Annotated in this window: 15 protein-coding genes; 8 read left to right on the top strand and 7 right to left on the bottom strand. The window is 72.4% G+C overall.

The window, feature by feature from the left end; all coding sequences use genetic code 11:
• Window positions 1–153 precede the first annotated feature (153 nt).
• From H9641_RS18270 to H9641_RS18260, 3 genes are all read right to left on the bottom strand, one after another.
• Window positions 154–1,545, bottom strand: a complete 1,392-nt coding sequence (locus H9641_RS18270; RefSeq protein ID WP_318244683.1) for an alpha/beta hydrolase — start codon at window positions 1,543–1,545, stop codon at window positions 154–156.
• Window positions 1,542–2,501, bottom strand: coding sequence for a zinc-binding dehydrogenase (locus H9641_RS18265; RefSeq protein WP_191805832.1), 960 nt, complete (start codon window positions 2,499–2,501; stop codon window positions 1,542–1,544). The genes H9641_RS18270 and H9641_RS18265 overlap by 4 nt, the downstream gene beginning before the upstream one ends.
• Before the next feature lie 119 nt (window positions 2,502–2,620).
• Complete coding sequence (locus H9641_RS18260) at window positions 2,621–2,926, bottom strand: hypothetical protein (protein ID WP_191805831.1); 306 nt, start codon at window positions 2,924–2,926, stop codon at window positions 2,621–2,623.
• A 118-nt stretch (window positions 2,927–3,044) separates the two neighbouring features.
• On the opposite strand from H9641_RS18260, the gene H9641_RS18255 reads away from it, so the two are divergent.
• The 6 genes from H9641_RS18255 (at window position 3,045) to H9641_RS18230 (ending at window position 8,937) form a co-directional block, all read left to right on the top strand.
• Window positions 3,045–3,542, top strand: coding sequence for an RrF2 family transcriptional regulator (locus H9641_RS18255; RefSeq protein WP_191805830.1), 498 nt, complete (start codon window positions 3,045–3,047; stop codon window positions 3,540–3,542).
• A gap of 293 nt (window positions 3,543–3,835) precedes the next feature.
• Complete coding sequence (locus H9641_RS18250; RefSeq protein ID WP_191805829.1) at window positions 3,836–5,737, top strand: FAD-dependent oxidoreductase; 1,902 nt, start codon at window positions 3,836–3,838, stop codon at window positions 5,735–5,737.
• On the top strand, window positions 5,734–6,291 hold the full coding sequence (locus tag H9641_RS18245) for a 4Fe-4S dicluster domain-containing protein (RefSeq protein WP_191805828.1): 558 nt from the start codon (window positions 5,734–5,736) through the stop codon (window positions 6,289–6,291). Before H9641_RS18250 ends, H9641_RS18245 begins: the two co-directional genes overlap by 4 nt.
• Window positions 6,288–7,295: an ABC transporter substrate-binding protein gene (locus H9641_RS18240; RefSeq protein WP_191805827.1), complete on the top strand. Its 1,008-nt coding sequence runs from the start codon at window positions 6,288–6,290 to the stop codon at window positions 7,293–7,295. The genes H9641_RS18245 and H9641_RS18240 overlap by 4 nt, the downstream gene beginning before the upstream one ends.
• Window positions 7,292–8,200 (top strand): ABC transporter permease, encoded by a 909-nt coding sequence (locus H9641_RS20830; protein ID WP_318244682.1) that lies wholly within the window; start codon window positions 7,292–7,294, stop codon window positions 8,198–8,200. Before H9641_RS18240 ends, H9641_RS20830 begins: the two co-directional genes overlap by 4 nt.
• Complete coding sequence (locus H9641_RS18230) at window positions 8,197–8,937, top strand: ABC transporter ATP-binding protein (RefSeq protein ID WP_191805826.1); 741 nt, start codon at window positions 8,197–8,199, stop codon at window positions 8,935–8,937. The genes H9641_RS20830 and H9641_RS18230 overlap by 4 nt, the downstream gene beginning before the upstream one ends.
• A 107-nt stretch (window positions 8,938–9,044) precedes the next feature.
• On the opposite strand, the gene H9641_RS18225 is transcribed toward H9641_RS18230, so the two are convergent.
• The 3 genes from H9641_RS18225 to H9641_RS18215 all read right to left on the bottom strand — a co-directional run bounded on the left by H9641_RS18225 (window position 9,045) and on the right by H9641_RS18215 (window position 13,556).
• Window positions 9,045–9,431 (bottom strand): pyridoxamine 5'-phosphate oxidase family protein, encoded by a 387-nt coding sequence (locus H9641_RS18225; protein ID WP_191805825.1) that lies wholly within the window; start codon window positions 9,429–9,431, stop codon window positions 9,045–9,047.
• A 43-nt stretch (window positions 9,432–9,474) separates the two neighbouring features.
• The gene (locus tag H9641_RS18220) at window positions 9,475–10,404 is read right to left on the bottom strand and encodes a carbohydrate kinase family protein (RefSeq protein WP_191805824.1); all 930 of its coding nucleotides are present in this window, start codon (window positions 10,402–10,404) and stop codon (window positions 9,475–9,477) included.
• Between the two features lie 149 nt (window positions 10,405–10,553).
• Window positions 10,554–13,556: a carbohydrate binding domain-containing protein gene (locus H9641_RS18215; protein WP_191805823.1), complete on the bottom strand. Its 3,003-nt coding sequence runs from the start codon at window positions 13,554–13,556 to the stop codon at window positions 10,554–10,556.
• A gap of 199 nt (window positions 13,557–13,755) precedes the next feature.
• Here H9641_RS18215 and H9641_RS18210 point away from each other — a divergent pair, with 199 nt between their 5' ends.
• Window positions 13,756–13,896 carry a hypothetical protein gene (locus H9641_RS18210; protein WP_191805822.1) on the top strand — a complete coding sequence of 47 codons (141 nt, stop codon included), beginning with the start codon at window positions 13,756–13,758 and terminating at the stop codon, window positions 13,894–13,896.
• 10 nt (window positions 13,897–13,906) lie between these two features.
• Here H9641_RS18210 and H9641_RS18205 read toward each other — a convergent pair whose 3' ends face one another.
• A complete protein-coding gene (locus H9641_RS18205) occupies window positions 13,907–14,953 on the bottom strand; it encodes a 5'-3' exonuclease (RefSeq protein WP_191805821.1) in 1,047 nt (348 codons plus the stop codon).
• A gap of 278 nt (window positions 14,954–15,231) precedes the next feature.
• Between H9641_RS18205 and H9641_RS18200 the strand changes: the two genes are divergently transcribed.
• Entirely contained in the window at window positions 15,232–16,287 is a 1,056-nt protein-coding gene (locus H9641_RS18200) for a 2,3-butanediol dehydrogenase (protein ID WP_191805820.1), read from the top strand.
• The last annotated feature ends 62 nt before the right edge of the window (window positions 16,288–16,349 follow it).

Genomic DNA, 16,349 nt, shown 5'->3' with positions numbered 1-16,349 from the left:
GACGGGGTGGGAGAGTAGGTCGCCGCCGGACAACCATTCACCAAAGGCCCACCCCACACGGGGTGGGCCTTTGGCATTTCTAAGAGCCCCGAACCGCACCCCGCTCGGGGCATCTTCATGCCCTCATGGTTCCGCTCTCACGGCCACGCCGGCTCAGCTCCATCCATATCCCGCGAGCCACCTCGTGATCTCGCGGTAGAAGTGAGCCCGCGGCGCCGGCCCGGACAACGTCAGGTCATGGATCCCGCCGGCGATCCGCGCGATCGTGACCACCGGACCCAGGTGCGGGGCCCGGCGAGCGAGCAGCTCGACGTCCAGCACGATGTCCGCCTGACGCATGTCCTCGCTCCAGCGAGGGCTGATGATGGTGCGATCCGACGTCAGGACGATGATCGGGCAGCTCACAGAGAGTCCCGCCGCCACCGTCGCGTGACCCTCGATGATCCCCCGGAGCCATCCCGCGCGGACAGGGAACGACGGCACGGGACGCCACTCGGGGTTGAACTCCCACCCACCGCTCTCGAGGTCGCGGAGCGTCCTGGCGTAGTAGCCCGCGTCGATGTTCGGCAGCGGAGCCTTGGGCTGGAACCGCGCGAGCTGCCGGATCGCCGGCGCCGACACGGTGCGCACGGTCGACGACCCCTGCAGCTCGAGCCACGGGCTGTTGAGCACGAGCCCCCGCAAGCGTCCAGGGTTCCGGTTCGCCCAGAGGACTCCCGTCAGCCCGCCGGTCGAGTGACCCAGCAGCATGATGGACGCATGCGCACCGAGCTCGGCATGGATCGTCGCGAGAGCCGTCTCGAGGTCCTCGTCGTACTCGGAGAGATGCTCCATGTACCCCGGGGTCTGGTGCGGGCGCAGGCTGCGCCCGTACTTGCGCAGGTCGACGGCGTAGAAGGCCGCCCCCTGACCGTGCCAGTACTCGGCGAGCTCGGTCTGGAAGAAGTAGTCGCTCCACCCGTGCACGTACAGCACCGCTCGCGCCGGGCGGACAGCCTCCTCGGAAGGCGGGTCGTAGCGGACGAGCGTCGCGACGACCTCGCCTTCGTCGTCGGGCGTGAGCTGGAGCGTGAGCTGCCGGTAGTCGGGCCCCAGGACGTCCTCGGTCCAACGACCCCGCTGCGGCCGGAAGCGCGGCTTCCGTGCGCCCGCCACCATGCCGCCGCCCGCCACCGTGCCGCCGCGACCAGCCACCGGGGCAGGCGGCGACGCGATGATCTCAGCAGCCTGGCGGAGAGCGCCCAGCGAGACCGTCCGAGAGCTCACCGCTCGGGTGCGCCGCCGGACCGCGGCGATGCGCGCGGAACCGGTCCACGCCTGGTCGCCGGCGGACCCTGCGATCCGGGTGTCACGGGGCCGGGTTGCGGGGCGGTTGCTCGGCGTCGTGCCGGTTTTGGCCTCGTCGGTCTCGGAGCGCCCGCGCTCGGCCCGTCCGCCCTCGCCCGGCCGGGGCACCCCCTGCTCGCCGTCGCGCGCCCCGCCCGGCGGCGTCGCGCCTGCGCCGTCGCTCGGACCGCCGGCCGCGCCCCCGGCCTCGTCGCTCATGTCGTCAGCACGATCTTCCCGTACTGCTCCCCGGCATCGAGCCTCGCGAGACCGGCCGCGGCCTGGGACAGGGGAAGGACCTCGTCGACGACGGGGCGTACGTCGGTCCGGGCGAGGAACCGCAGCAGGGCCGCGAGGTCCTCGCGCGAGCCCATCGTGACGCCCCGGACGGTGATCTCCTGGAAGAAGATGCGCGAGAGCTCGGCGGGGCTCGCGTCGCCCGAGGTCGCCCCGGCGACGACCACGGTCCCGCCCGGACGGACCGAGCGCATCGAGTGCGACCAGGTCGCCTGCCCAACGGTCTCGATCACGGCGTCGACCCGCGCGGGCAGGCGCGCACCGGGCTCGAAGACCGCAGAAGCACCGTTCTGCAGGGCTCGCGCCCGCTTGGCCGAGGACCGCGACGTCACGAACACCTCGACACCGGCTGCGCTCGCGAGCCGCGTCGCCGCGCTCGCGACCCCGCCGCCCGCTCCCTGCACGAGCACCCGGTCGCCCGGGGCGAGCCCCGCGACCGTGAAGAGCATGCGGTAGGCGGTGAGCCACGCCGTCGGGAGGCAGGCCGCCTCGACGAACGTGAGCTCTGGCGGCTTGGGGACCAGGTTCTTGGTGGGGACCGCGACCTGTTCCGCGAGCGTCCCGGCGTACTTCTCCGACAGGAGCGTCCGGGACTCGGACGGCCCCACACCGTGACCGTCGGCGCCGATCACACCGTGGACGACGACCTCGGTCCCGTCGGGCGCGATGCCCGCGGCGTCGGTGCCGAGGATCATGGGCAGCTGCTCGGTCCGGAGCCCGACGCCCCGCAGCGACCACAGGTCGTGGTGGTTGAGGCTCGCGGCCCGGACGTCCACCACGGACCAGTGCTCCCGGGGCTCGGGCGCGGGCAGGTCTCCCACGGTCAGCCCTGCGAGCGGGTCCTGCTGGTCGAAGTGCGTCACGTAGGCGGCAAGCATGTGTCCAACCTACGGTCTCCCCGCGCGGAGCGCGTCCGAGCCCGGGGTGGGTCCGCTCCCCGTCCGTCTCGTGAGAAGGCAGGTCCCGGCGCCGCGGGGTGTGGCGGCGGACGTGCAGGTCAGCGGTGGATGCCGCCCGGCACGGGGTGCCACCTGGGTCCGTAGCGTCGGGTGAAGACCGCCCCGCTCACCTCGACGAGGGCTCCCGCTGCGGCACGCACGGCGCGCGCGGTCTCGGCGGCCTCGTCGTCGTCCTCGGCGAGGTAGCGCACCGTGACGCGGGCCTCGCCGCTCACGATCCCCAGGTCGTAGGACTCGACCTCGGTCCGCTCGCGCGCCGCGGCGGCCGCCGCGGGCAGCACGGCTTCCGGGGACGCGCCTGGACGCAGCATCCCGACGACGAGGCTCACCCGGTACGAAGTCACGCTGCACCATCGCACGAGCAGGGCCCGGGGGCCGAACCGGAGGTCGTCCGGCATCGCGTTCGTCACTTCACCCGATAATCCTGCGGGATCCGAAACAGGGCCTCGGCATACTGTGCCCATGCGCATCACCGCCAAGATCGACTACGCCGTCCGCGCGTGCGTGGAGCTCGCCGTCGCCTACGACGAGGGTTTCGTGACCGCGGAGCGCGTCGGGAAGGCGCAGGGCATCCCGGGGTCGTTCCTCCTGGGCATCCTCAACCAGCTGCGCAGGTCGGGTCTGGTCGAGAGCCGCCGCGGTGCGGACGGCGGGTTCCATCTCGCGGCGGCCCCGGCGCGCATCGCGGTCGCGGACGTCATCCGCGCGATCGACGGTCCGCTCGCGAACGTCGCGGGGGTCCAGCCCGAGGACACGTCGTACGCGCCGTCGGCGGCGGCTCTCCAGCAGACGTGGGTCGCGCTGCGGGTCGCGATGCGTTCGGTCCTGGAGCACGTCACCATCGCGGACATCGCGTCGGGCGAGCTGCCCGACGACGTCGCGCACCTCGTGGGGGACTCGGAGGCCTGGGTCACGCGCCCGTTCGGCGACGAGGTCGAGCTGCGCGGGGGTGGAGACTGAGGGCCGCTCCCCCCGCCAGGTGTTTAGCCGGTTAAACACCTGCGCGTTGACCGCGTTAACACTGCGCAACCTTGTCTCAGCCACCAGCCCAATCTGGACCGTTTCGGTCCAGTTCAACTACCGTCGCTCTCATGCACACCGAGCCGACGCACCGCGCGCACCTTGCGCTCAGCGCCGACGCGCCGGGCTGTCGCTGTCGTCCCGTCTGACCCGACGACACAGCCCCTGCGCCGACCCCACACCGGCGCCCCGTGCACCCGCGACCAGGTCGCGGCCCCCGAAAGCGACCCCTCATGGTTGTGCCCACCTCTGCGCCCTCCAGCGCGCTCGCCGCGTCCGCCAACCTGCGTTCGCCCAGGCCACGGGCGACGCAGCGCGCCCCCCGTCCCACGCTCGTCGAGGACTCGGCCGACCACCTGCTCCTCCACGCCGACGTCCTCGTGATCGGCGGGGGCCCGGCCGCGACGTGGTCCGCGATCGCCGCGACCGAGCAGGGCGCGAGCGTCGTCCTGGTCGACAAGGGCTACTGCGGCACGAGCGGCGTCGCGGCGACGGCCGGCGTCGGGCACTGGCTCGTCCCGCCGGACGCCGACCGCCGCGACGAGGAGATCACGCCGCGCGAGGAACAGGGCGGCTACCTCACCGACCGCGACTGGACCAACGACGTGCTCGACGAGGCCTGGCACCGCACCGCGCTGATCGACGGCTGGGGGTACGAGCGCACTCGCCGCTCGCGCCCGGCAGCCGGCGGAGCCCGCGGCACCGCCCCCGCGCCGAACCCCTTCGCGCGCCGCCCCGGCGAGCGGTCGTTCTCGGGATCGTCCCCCGACTACCTGCGCTTCCTGCGCGGCAAGGTCAAGAAGAACGGTGTCACGGTCCTCGACCACAGCCCCGCGCTCGAGCTCCTGGTCGACGGTGCGGGCGTCGTCTCGGGCGCCCAGGGCTACCAGCGCCAGACCGGGCGTGCCTGGCGCGTGGCGAGCGGCGCCGTCGTGCTCGCGACGGGCGGCACCACCTGGAAGTCCCACTCCCTGGGCGGCGACGTCAACACGGGCGAGGGCCACCTGATGGCCGCCGAGGTGGGCGCGCACCTGTCGAGCATGGAGTTCTCCAACTTCTACGGCATGGTCCCCTTCGGCACCTCGATGGACAAGAACGGCTTCTTCGTCACCGCCTCCTACTGGGACCACGAGGGCGTGCCCATCACCTACGAGAACCTGCACAAGAGCCGCGCCGAGCTGCTCGGCGCCTCGCTGCGCGGCACGATCACGGCCCAGTTCACCCAGTTCCCGCCCGAGGTCCGCCCGACCCTGCGCGCCGCCATGCCCAACTTCTTCATGGTCACGGACAAGCTGGGCGTCGACCCGTTCACCGAGCGCTTCCCCATGGACTGGGTCCAGGAGGGGACGGTGCGCGGCACGGGCGGGGTCCACGTCCTCGACCGCGACGCGTGGACGGGCGTCCCGGGACTGTTCGCGGCGGGCGACGTCGCGGCGCGCGACCGCGTGGTCGGTGCGGCGACCGGCGCGGGTGGCCCCAACCTGGCGTGGGCCGTGGCGTCGGGCACGTGGTCCGGCAGGGCGGCGGCGGCCCTCGCAGCCGACCGCGGTCCGTCGTCGCGGGGCCCGCGCCTCGAGCCCACGGGCACCGTGGGTCTGCGGCCCGACGACGGAGCGCGCCTCCCGCTCTCGGCCCCGGCAGGGGAAGGGGCGTGGCGGGAGATCACGGCTGCGGTCCGCGACGAGATGCTCCCGATCGACAAGTCGGTCTTCCGCCACCACCAGGGGCTCGTGCGCTCGCTCGACACGCTCGACGACCTGTGGGACCGCGCGGGCACCGAGCTCGTGCCCCCGGACGTGCGGGGCGCCACCGCGATCCGCACGCGCGAGACCGCGGGGATGCTCGCGATGGCGCGGTGGGCCAACCGCACCGCGCTGCACCGCACCGAGACCCGTGGCATGCACACGCGCACCGACTTCCCCGACACCGACCCGCAGCAGGCCCGGCGCCTGCTCACGGGAGGGCTGCGCGACCTGTGGGTCCTGCCGGACCCCGAGCCGCCCGTGACGGGCACGGCCGGCGCTCCCTACCCGGTCACCCTGAGCGCCAAGACGCGGTCCGGCCGCCCGGTGGGCGCCGTGGCGACCGCCCTGACCACTACCACCGCACCGACCCGGACCGAGGAGGCGTCGTGATCGAGATCCTCAACGCCGCGCGCTGCACGTCGTGCGACATCTGCGTGCGGATCTGCCCGACCAACGTCTTCGAGTCCGTCGACGGCGGGGTACCGACCATCGCGCGGCACTCGGACTGCCAGACCTGCTTCCAGTGCGAGGCCTACTGCCCCGAGGATGCGATCTTCGTGTCCCCGTCGCGCACGCCCGAGCCCGCAGGCTCGCCCTTCCTCGACGAGGCCGACCTGCTCGACCGTGACCTCCTGGGCCTGTACCGGGACCGGGTCGGGTGGCGGCGGGCACCGCGGGGGAGCGGTGGCGGCGAGAGCGCCGGGGCCGACGCGCCGGCCGAGACCGGGGGCGTGCTGGTCGACGTGCCGGCCGTCGTGCCGGCTCCGACCGTCCTGTCCTCCGACGTCGACTACCACCGCGCGGCCGCGCTCGCCCCGGCCTCGGGATCGCGCGACCACGCCGACGGCACGACACCGGTTGGCACTCCCGCCGACGGTGCACGCCCCCACACCTCCGTCCACCCCGACAGCACCACGACCCACCCCCAAGGAGCCCCCTCATGAGCCGGAACCGCACCCTCGCCGCCCTGGCGTCCGTCGCCCTCGTCGCCGCGCTCGCGGCCTGCTCCACGTCGGAGGCGGCGACGCCGTCGGGCGACGGGGCGAGCGCGGGAGCCGAGCTCGCCCCCCTCACCACGGGCGGCCCGTGGAACGGCGTCGCGGGCAAGACGCCCGTCGCGACCGGGCCGTTCGGGTACGCGGTCGAGACCGGGATCGCCGACGAGATCCTCGCCGAGCACGGCTACGAGTACGAGGGGTTCGTCGGGTTCAACAACGGGCCGCCCGTGGTCCAGGCCCTCCAGACGGGCGACATCCAGGTCGGGTTCATCGGTGACACCCCCGCGACGCAGGCCAAGGCGAGCGGCCTCGACGTCCCGGCGCTCGTCATCGCCAAGCCGTCCTCGGACATCTGGTTCCTCACCAAGACCGGCGGCGTCACGACGATCGACCAGCTCGCGGGCAGGAAGGTCGGGCTCCAGTTCGGCTCCAACTTCGACAAGTACGGCCGCGCGGTCCTCGAGCGCGCCGGGGTCCTGGAGGACGTCGAGCTCGTCAACCTCCTGTTCGCCGACGCCCTGCCCGCGCTCCAGCGCGGAGACATCGACGCCGTCCCGGTGCCCGCGACCACGGCCGGGATCTGGCGCCTGCAGAACGACTTCCCGGTCCTGTCCAAGGCGAGCGTGGACGACCCCGACCTGCTCGCGACGAGCGTCTCGCTCACCTCGCGCGAGACCTACGAGGCGAACCCCGAGCTCGCCGCGGCGGTCTGGGAGGTCACCGAGGCCGGCGTCGCCAAGATCGAGGCCGACCACGACGCCTACGCCCAGTGGGTCTTCGAGGCCACGGGCTCGCCCGTCGAGGTCGTCAAGGAGGCCGAGCTCTGGCAGTACGGCACGCAGGCGATCGACCCGGACGGGCTCAAGACCGTGCAGTCCACGCTCGACTTCCTCGTCGGCTCCGGGGCTGCCCCGAAGGCGTTCGACGTCAGCACGTGGGGCGTCGAGTGACCACCGGCACGACGACGTCGCGCGCCCTCGCGGAGGCGTCCCCGGTGGGTGCGGCGGCAGCCGCCGGGACGGTGCCGGCCACCGCCCCGGGCGCGGCCGGGCCGCGGACCGGTGCGACGTCGTCGGGCAGGAGGAAGCGGCGATCACCGCGCGACGTCCTGCTGCGTGCCTCGGTGCCCACCGCGATCCTCGCGCTCTGGTTCCTGGGCTCGGCCCAGGGCTGGATCGACGAGAAGCAGTTCCCCGCCCCCTGGCAGGTGGGCTCGGCGTTCGTCGAGCTCGTCAGCACGGGCGTGCTCTGGGAGAACCTGTCGGTCTCGCTCGGGCGCGTGGCCGTGGGCTTCGCGGTCGGCGGGCTGCTCGGGCTCACGCTCGGCGTCGTCGCCGGGCTGTTCCGCCTGGGCGACCAGCTGCTCGACCCCACGCTCCAGATGCTGCGGACCATCCCGTTCCTCGCGATCGCGCCGCTGCTCATCCTCTGGTTCGGGATCGACGAACGGCCCAAGATCATCATCATCGCGGCCGCCGCGCTGTTCCCGCTCTACCTCAACACCCACAGCGGCGTGCGCAACGTCGACCGCAAGATCCTCGAGGCCGGCAAGGTGTTCGGGCTGCGCGGGCTGGGGCTCGTGCGGCACGTGATCCTGCCCGAGGCCATCCCGTCGGTCCTCGTCGGGCTGCGCGTCTCGCTGTCGGTGTCGCTGCTCGCGCTGATCGTCGCGGAGATGTCCAACGCGCCACGTGGCATCGGGTTCCTCATGGTCTCCGCGCAGCAGTACTTCCAGATGGACGTGCTCGTCGTGTGCGTGCTGATCTACGCGGTGTGGGGGCTGTCGGTCGACCTGGTCGTGCGGCTCCTCGAACGCGTCCTGCTGCCCTACAAGCGACTCGGGAGAAAGCCATGAGCGCCCAGACCGTGCAGGACACTGCCGCGCCGACCGTGGTGGTCGAGAACGTCGGGAAGTCGTACGGCGACCGGACCATCCTCGCCGACTTCTCGCTGACGCTGCGGCCCGGTGAGTTCGTCGCGCTGCTCGGGGCCAGCGGCAGCGGCAAGACGACGCTGCTGCGCATCCTCGCGGGGCTCGAGGAGCACGACTCCGGGACCGTCGAGGCCCCCGCCGAGCGCACCGTCGTGTTCCAGGAGCCCCGGCTCGTGGCGTCCAAGCGCGTGGGATCCAACGTGATCCTCGGCCAGCGCTCCACGCGAGACCGGCGCGCCGCGGCCTCGGCCGCGCTCGCCGAGGTGGGGCTCGGGGGCCGTGAGGCCGCCTGGCCCACGACGCTCTCCGGGGGAGAGGCCCAACGCGTCGCGCTCGCCCGGGCGCTCGTGCGCAACCCGCGCCTCCTCCTGCTCGACGAGCCGTTCGCGGCGCTCGACGCCCTGACCCGCATCAAGATGCAGGCCCTCGTGACCGAGCTGTGCCACGAGCACCGGCCCGCCGTGCTGCTCGTGACGCACGACGTCGACGAGGCGATCCTGCTCGCCGACCGGGTGGCCGTGCTCCAGGACGGGAAGGTCGGGGTCGAGCTCGAGGTGCCGTTCGACCGGCCTCGCCGGCGCGGGGTGCCGGGCTTCGGCGACTTCCGGCGACGGCTGCTGCTCGAGCTGGGGGTGGAGGAGGCGATCGGGGCGGCGTGATCGCACGTCGGGGCTGGTCGGCGTGGCGGCCGGGGAGGGCGCTGCTCGTGGGGGGGCGGACTCTCCCGCCAGGGTGAAGCGCGTCGTCCTCGGCCGACCGCGGTCGGTCACTCCCGGTAGTCGCTGAAGCGACTCCACGTCAGCCGGACCCGGACCAGCACGATCCCGTCCTGCTCGAGCGAGCCGGCGAACTCGGGGAAGGTCCCGGCGTACGCAGCGCCGCACCGTTCCCGGTCCGTCCCCTCCGGCAGGTCGGCGACCCCCTCGCACTGGAGCGTGGTGCCGTCGTCCCCTCCGACCGTCACGGCGATGCGGGGGTCGCGGCGCAGGTTCGTGATCTTCCGCGAGCTCTCGCGGGCATCGAAGACCAGCGCGCCCTGGTCGGTCGCCGTGAGCGCGAGGTAGGCCGCCTGAGGGCTCCCGTCCGGACCGAGCGTCGCGACGACGCCGTCTCGGTGGGTCCGGACATAGGCGACGAGCTGCTCAGGATCCATGGGGAGATCCTCGGGTCGACGGGGCGGCCTGTCCAGGGGGCCCTCAGCGCCCCACGAGCTCCGCACGCCGCGGCGGGTTCGCGCCCGCACGCGAGACCGTGATCGCCGCAGCCGCGACGCACCGCTCGAGCACCTCGGTCAACGACACGAGGTCGATCGCACGCAGCGCCTCGCGTCGGTCCCCTCCCAGGAGGTCCCGCTCCCAGAGCCCGTCGATCAGCGCCCCCATGAAGGTGTCGCCGGCCCCGACGGTGTCGACGACCTCGACGCGCGGAGCGGCCACGCGGACCTCGCCCCCGGAGCACACGGCGACCGCACCCTCGCCGCCGAACGTCACGACCACGATCGCGGGCCCTCGCGCGGCCCAGGTCCGGGCGACCTCGACCGGGTCGGCGCCGGGGTGGAGCCACTCGACGTCCTCGTCGCTGACCTTGACGACGTCGGCGGCCGCGACGAGCGGGTCGATCCGGGCGAGCGCGGCCTCGGCCGTCCCCATGAGGCTGGGGCGGGCGTTGGGGTCGTAGGTGATGGTCGAGCGCTCGCGTGCTGCGAGCACCAGGTCGTGGACCGCGCTCGCACCGGGCTCGAGCACGGCAGCGATCGACCCGGTGTGCACGGCGATCGTCGCGTCGTCGGCCTCGGTCCCGGGGGCCACGTCCCAGGTGATCGCGAAGTCGTACGTCGCGGCCCCCGACGTGTCGAGGACCGCTCGCGCCACGCTCGTGGCGGCGGCGCCGTCGGACCCCGGGGTGAGCGTGACGCCCGAGTCGGCGAGCCAGGCGCGCAGCGTCTCGCCATGTGCGTCCTGGCCGAGGTGCGCCGCGAGGCGCGTCTCGCGGCCGAGGCGCCCGAGCGTCAGCGCGACGTTGGCCGGACTGCCGCCGGGGTGCTCGTCGGTCGTGCCGTCCGCGCGTCGGACCTCGTCGATGAGGGCTTCGCCGACGACGAGGACGTGGGGGGACCGGTGCGGCATGGGAGCTCCAGATCAGGTGAGAGGGTGCGGCGGTGCAGCGTCGTGAAGAACGATCCTGCACCGATGACAGCGTTGTCAACCGCACGGCGCCGCGGCAGAGCATGCGAAGAGCGGGTGCCGCCCACGAGGCGGCACCCGCTCGACGGCCGCTACTTCAGGTACGGACCTGCCTCACCGACCTTGCCCGGTGCCGGGTTGCCCGGCAGCTCGAGCACGTAGGCGCGCATGTTGCCCTTGCCGCTGACGGACACCGCGAGCGAGCCGCCGGTGACGACCTTGCGGTCACCCGTCACGGCGTCCACGTAGGTGCCGTTCGGGATCCCCGAGAACGTCGCAGAACCGCTCACCGCGACCAGGACGAACGAGTCCACGGAACCCTCGGTGAACCGCTTCTTGTACGCGATCCCACCGGAGACGCCCTCGGTCGAGTACTGCCCCTTCTGGAGTGCTGGGACCGCCCGACGGATCTGGTTGAGGCGCTGGACGTGCTTGACCAGCGGCTGCTGGAGCGTCGTCGCGACCGCCCCGGTGGCCGACGAGACGACCCCGAAGTCGCTCGCCACGACCGTGCCCGCCAGGTGGTCGCCGTAGTAGGCGCGCCCCGTCGTCGCGAGCGGGCACGTCGGGCCGCAGTCGATCTTCTTGCCCGCCTGGAACTCGATCTCCGAGCCGTAGTAGAGCGTCGGGATGCCGCGGAACGTCCACATGAGGCTCATGTTCTCGGCCCACGCGTCGGTGCCCCCGGCGAACCGGGTCTGGGACTTGCCCGGCCCGTAGTCGTGGCTGTCGACGTAGACCGCGTTGTACGTCGCGTCGTTCGTGACGTCGTCGGAGTCCTTGCCGGACCAGAAGGCGTTCGAGGCGTCGTCGAAGTTCATGTGCATGCGCATGTCGATGATGTTCATGCCCGACGCCTTGGAGTGGTCGGGCGCGTGGTACGTGTTCCCGACCAGGGTCGCGTTGGTGCTCGTCGGCTGGTTCGCCGGCCCCATGAGGTTCTCGTACTGGAACTGCTCGGCCGCGGCGACGACGTCGTCGAGCGAGTACTCCTTGCGCTCGTCCCACGTGTAGAACGGCGCCGAGTGGTTCACGGACCCGCGGTTCCACTTGTCGTGCACGAACTGCGCGACCTCGCCGAACACGTAGAAGTCCTTGCCCTTCTCGCCGTGCGTCGCGACCGCGTGCTCCTGGATCGCGGGCAGGAAGACCCGGTTCCACGTGACGCGGGGGATGTGGACCGCGGTGTCGATCCGGAACCCGTCGACGCCCATGTCGATGTACTTGTTGTACGCGCCGATCAGGTAGTCCTGCACCTGCTCGTTCTCGGTGTTGAAGTCCGCGAGGTCCTCGTGGATCCAGCAGTCCTGGGCGTCCTTGCCCTCCCAGTTCCCGATCCAGCAGGGGTGGTAGAGGTTCGACGGGAACATACCGGATGTCGCGTTGGGCCACTGGCAGCTGTACGTCCGGAAGCCCTCGGCCGAGTAGCCGACCGGGACACCCCAGCCGGCACAGTTCTGGCCCGCGGGCTGCGTCGAGGACCACAGGTCACCGTTGTAGGTCGAACCGTCGGCGTCCTCCTCGAGCGGGTCGTACTCCTTGCCCGCGACGGGCTCGTCGTAGTACCAGCTCCACTGCGCGTCACGTGCGCCGTACACGGTCGGGGTGAACAGCCCTTCTGCGCCCCAGCGGGACGAGTGGTTGTACACGACGTCCTGGTAGATCTTGATGCCCTTGGCGTGCGCCGCGTCGATCAGGTCCTGGTAGCTCGCGCCCTCGGACTCCAGACGCGGGTCCACACGGTAGAAGTCCCACCCGTGGTAGCCGTGGAAGTCGTAGTCGGAGCGGTTGAGCACGACGGGCGTGATCCAGATCGCCGAGAACCCGAGGCCCTTGATGTAGTCGAGCTTGTCGACGATGCCCTCGAAGTCGCCCCGGAACATGGGGTCGTCGTTCGCGGCGTTGCCCGACTTCACGTCCATCGAGCCGCCGCGGTTGTTGGTCGCGTCGCCGTCGTTGAAGCGCGCCGTCATGACGAAGTAGATCGAGTCCTCGCGCGGGTCCCCGCCCAGCGGCTCGCCCTTCGTGGCGGGGGGCGTGGTCGGCTTGACGCCGGTCGTCCTCGAGACGGTCGCGCTCGCTGCGGAGCGGTTGCCCGCCGCGTCGAACGCGGTCACGGAGTACGAGTACGCCGTGTTCTCGAGGAGGTTCGAGTCGGTCGCGGAGGTGCTCGTGACGTCACGCGTCACGGTGCCCGCACCGCCCGTGCGGGTCACGGTGTAGCCCGCGACCGCCTTGTCGTCGGTCGACGCGGTCCAGCTCGCGGTGAGGCCGATGCCCGCGCCGGTCACGGCCAGGCCCGAGGGGACCGACGGGGCCGTGGTGTCGGGGACCTCGGGGACGACGGGCGGGCACGGGTCGGTCGCGTTCGCCGTGAGCGCCCCGTTCTTCACGGTCGAGACCCCGGGGCCGTAGGCGTAGTCCTTGCCGCCGTTGTTGTCCCAGGTGCCCGACCCGTTGTTGAAGACGACCTTGCCGCCGCTGGCGGACCCCAGGTCGACGGTGAACCGGAACCACCCGGTGCACGCGGCCTCCATGGACTTGCCCGGCGACGTGGTCCAGGCCGCGGTCGTGGTGTTGAAGTGGATCTTCGGGGCGGTCCACGTCGTCGAGTAGTAGAGGGTCGCCGAGCTCGTGGGGGTCTCGGTCGGCGTGGGTTCGGGCGTGGGCTCAGGGTCCGGCGTGGTGGCGCAGGGAGACGTCCCGGTCGTGACGGCGCCGTCCTTGACGACCACGATGCCCGAGCCGACCGTGTAGTTGCGGCCGCCGTTGTTGTCCCAGGTCCCCGACCCGTTGTTGAACGTGAGCTGTGCTCCGGTGGCCGTCCCGAGCGGGATGGTCCGGCTGAGCCAGCCTGCGCACGCGGGCGCCATCGCGACGCCGGGGACCGTGGTCCACGCGCCGCCCGTGGCGGCGTAGTGGACGTTTGTCGTGGCCCAGCCCGAGCGGGCCGGGTAGTAGACCGTGGTCGAGGCCTCGCTGGTGGCGCCGACGGCCGAGGTGGCCGCCGAGGTGACGGCGAGCGGGCCCAGGAGCCCGAGGCCGAGGAGGAGAGCGACAGGTCGTCTCCACCGTGCGAACGTCGTTGATCGCATGATCTTCCTTCATCAAGGGGGCGCCGCCGAGAGTCACGACGGCGTGACTTCTGCAAGGTTGCGTAACGTTGCAGCCTTCCTTGCGGGAACATACAGGACATCCACAGGACTGACCAGAGGTGTGGGAGGCTCGACCCGGCGCGCGGACGCGCGACGGAGCGACCCGGCGCACTGGCGCCGAGCGGGGTGGACGATGGACATGATCAAGCCGTGGCACGTCGTCACGCTCGTCTGCGTGCTGGCCCTCGTGGTCTACGTGGTGGTCGTCGCCAGGGCGTTCCTGAGCGGGGTGCGTGGCGAGGAGCGCGGCCTGCGGCGTCGTCGCCGCCCGCGCACCTGAAAGGCGCCGCTCAGCGCACCGACGCGAACGCCTCCAGGACCCGGTCGACGCTCGACCGCAGTCTCCAGCGCGAGGCGAGCGCGTCGAGGGCCGCAGGGTCCGCGGGGGCGGACGGGACGTCGTCGGGCACCGCGGGCAGGGGCGCGTCACGCGCGACCTGGACCACGAGCGGCGCGACGTCCAGGTAGCCCGCGGCCTCGGTGAGGCGGCGGCGCTGCGTGGGGCTCAGGCCCGGGTCGCCCTCGTCGCGTGCGCGCAGGATGCTCGCGAGGTCGCCGTACCGGGCCAGCAGTCCCGCGGCGGTCTTCTCGCCGATGCCCGCGACGCCCGGCAGGCCGTCGCTCGGGTCGCCGCGCAGCGCGGCCATGTCCGCGTACGCCTGGCCCGAGGTCACGCCGTAGCGCTCGGCCAGGCGCTCGACGTCCACGACGTCGAGCTTCTTGAGCCCGCGTGCGGTGTACAGGACGCGGACGGGCACGTCGTCGTCGACGAGCTGGAACAGGTCGCGGTCTCCCGTGACGACCTCGACGGGCCCGACAGCAGGCCCACGGGAGCCGCTCGCACCGATCCCACCGCCCGCCTCCCGCAGGGCGCGCCGCCTGGCCGCCTCGCGCTCGACGAGCGTGCCGATCACGTCGTCGGCCTCGTAGCCGGGGCAGCCGACGCGTGCGATGCCGAGGGCCGCGAGGACCTCGACGATGACGGGGACCTGCGCGAGGAGGGCCTCGGGTACCTCCTCGATGCCCGTGGTGCCCGGCACCTCGGTCGCGACGCGGTGGGCCTTGTAGGACGGGATCGCGTCGACGCGGAACGCGGGGCGCCAGTCGTCGTCCCAGCACGCCACGAGGCGTGCCGGGCGGCGCTCGGTGACCAGCACCGCGATGGTGTCGAGGAAGCCGCGCACGGCGTTGACGGGCGTCCCGTCGGCAGCCCTGACCGAGTCCGGGACCCCGAAGAACGCGCGGAAGTACTGCGACGCGGAGTCGAGCAGCAGCAGGCCGCCGTGGCCGGGGAGCTGGGTGTCGCGCAGGGGTGCGGGCGTCGCCGGGTCCGTCATGCCTCCCAACGTACCGGCGACCGCCCACGCGGGCCGTCCGGGCGCCGCGACCCGTCCGCCCGGCGACGGCGACCTGGCCGGTCGGTCCGTCCGCCCGGCGCAGCCCGTTCGATCTGACTCCGTGACGAGGGATGTGTCACATCCGATTCGGGACCTTTGGCCGGGCTCTTGCCCAGGTCACGTGCCTAGGGTGGAAGTTGCCCCGGGCATCGAGGCGACCCGTCCGGGGTCGCCTGTCAGGAACCCAGCGACCAACGAGAGAAGGCGTGGCGAGGATCATGAAGGCAGCACGTTTCCACGGACGAGAAGACATCCGCATCGAGGACGTCCCGGCTCCCGAGCTGCGGCCGGGCGCGGTCGCGATCGACATCGCCTGGTGCGGGATCTGCGGTTCGGACCTGCACGAATACCTCGACGGCCCCATCTTCACGCCCGCCAAGGGCCGGCCGCACCCGCTGTCGCACGAGGAGATCCCCGTGACCATGGGCCACGAGTTCTCCGGGACCGTGACCGCGCTGGGCGAGGGCGTCGACGACCTGACGATCGGCGAGTCCGTCGTGGTCGAGCCCTACTTCGTGTGCGGCGAGTGCGCGCAGTGCGAGGCCGGCAACTACCACCTGTGCGTCAAGATGGGCTTCATCGGCCTGGCCGGTGGCGGCGGCGGGCTCTCCGAGAAGGTCGTCGTCGACCGTCGTTGGGTCCATCCCGTGGGCGACATCCCCCTCGACCAGGCCGCGCTCATCGAGCCGCTCTCGGTCGGCCACCACGCGGTCGTCCGCTCGGGCGCCAAGGCCGGTGACGTCGCGCTCGTCGGCGGCGCGGGACCCATCGGGCTGCTCACGGCTGCGGTCCTCAAGGCCCAGGGCGTCACGGTCATCATGTCCGAGGTCTCCGAGGCCCGGAAGACCAAGGCCCGCGAGACGGGCGTCGCCGACCACGTGGTCGACCCCACGCAGGACAACCTCATCTCGCGCGTCCGGGAGATCACGGACGGCCGCGGCGTCGACGTGGCCTTCGAGTGCACGAGCGTCAACGCGGTCCTCGACCAGCTCTTCGACGCGGTCCGCCCCGCGGGCGTGATCGTGGTCGTGTCGATCTGGGGCAAGCCCGCCGCGGTCGACATGCAGAAGCTCGTCCTCAAGGAGATCGACCTCCGCGGGACCATCGCCTACGTGCGCGACCACGCCGAGACGATCAAGCTCGTCCAGGAGGGCAAGGTGAACCTGGCCCCGTTCATCACGGCGAAGATCCCGCTCGAGGACCTCGTGACCGAGGGCTTCGACACCCTGATCCACCGCAACGAGACCGCGGTGAAGATCCTCGTCCACCCGTGACGGGCTCCCGGCCCGACGGCGGAGCGCACCCTCGACGCGGAAGGTGCGCTCCGGCGTCGGGC

This window comes from Oerskovia merdavium (assembly GCF_014836755.1).
Lineage (GTDB): Bacteria > Actinomycetota > Actinomycetes > Actinomycetales > Cellulomonadaceae > Oerskovia > Oerskovia merdavium.
This window is presented reverse-complemented; position numbering and strand designations above follow the sequence as displayed.

Bases quoted from the DNA above. Each gene is read 5' to 3' on its own strand.
- H9641_RS18210 (WP_191805822.1), top strand. From the start codon at position 13,756: ATGATCAAGCCGTGGCACGTCGTCACGCTCGTCTGCGTGCTGGCCCTC.
- H9641_RS18205 (WP_191805821.1), bottom strand. From the start codon at position 14,953: ATGACGGACCCGGCGACGCCCGCACCCCTGCGCGACACCCAGCTCCCC.
- H9641_RS18220 (WP_191805824.1), bottom strand. From the start codon at position 10,404: ATGCCGCACCGGTCCCCCCACGTCCTCGTCGTCGGCGAAGCCCTCATC.
- H9641_RS18250 (WP_191805829.1), top strand. From the start codon at position 3,836: ATGGTTGTGCCCACCTCTGCGCCCTCCAGCGCGCTCGCCGCGTCCGCC.
- H9641_RS18265 (WP_191805832.1), bottom strand. From the start codon at position 2,501: ATGCTTGCCGCCTACGTGACGCACTTCGACCAGCAGGACCCGCTCGCA.
- H9641_RS18230 (WP_191805826.1), top strand. From the start codon at position 8,197: ATGAGCGCCCAGACCGTGCAGGACACTGCCGCGCCGACCGTGGTGGTC.
- H9641_RS18200 (WP_191805820.1), top strand. From the start codon at position 15,232: ATGAAGGCAGCACGTTTCCACGGACGAGAAGACATCCGCATCGAGGAC.
- H9641_RS18255 (WP_191805830.1), top strand. From the start codon at position 3,045: ATGCGCATCACCGCCAAGATCGACTACGCCGTCCGCGCGTGCGTGGAG.
- H9641_RS18225 (WP_191805825.1), bottom strand. From the start codon at position 9,431: ATGGATCCTGAGCAGCTCGTCGCCTATGTCCGGACCCACCGAGACGGC.
- H9641_RS18215 (WP_191805823.1), bottom strand. From the start codon at position 13,556: ATGCGATCAACGACGTTCGCACGGTGGAGACGACCTGTCGCTCTCCTC.
- H9641_RS18270 (WP_318244683.1), bottom strand. From the start codon at position 1,545: ATGAGCGACGAGGCCGGGGGCGCGGCCGGCGGTCCGAGCGACGGCGCA.
- H9641_RS18240 (WP_191805827.1), top strand. From the start codon at position 6,288: ATGAGCCGGAACCGCACCCTCGCCGCCCTGGCGTCCGTCGCCCTCGTC.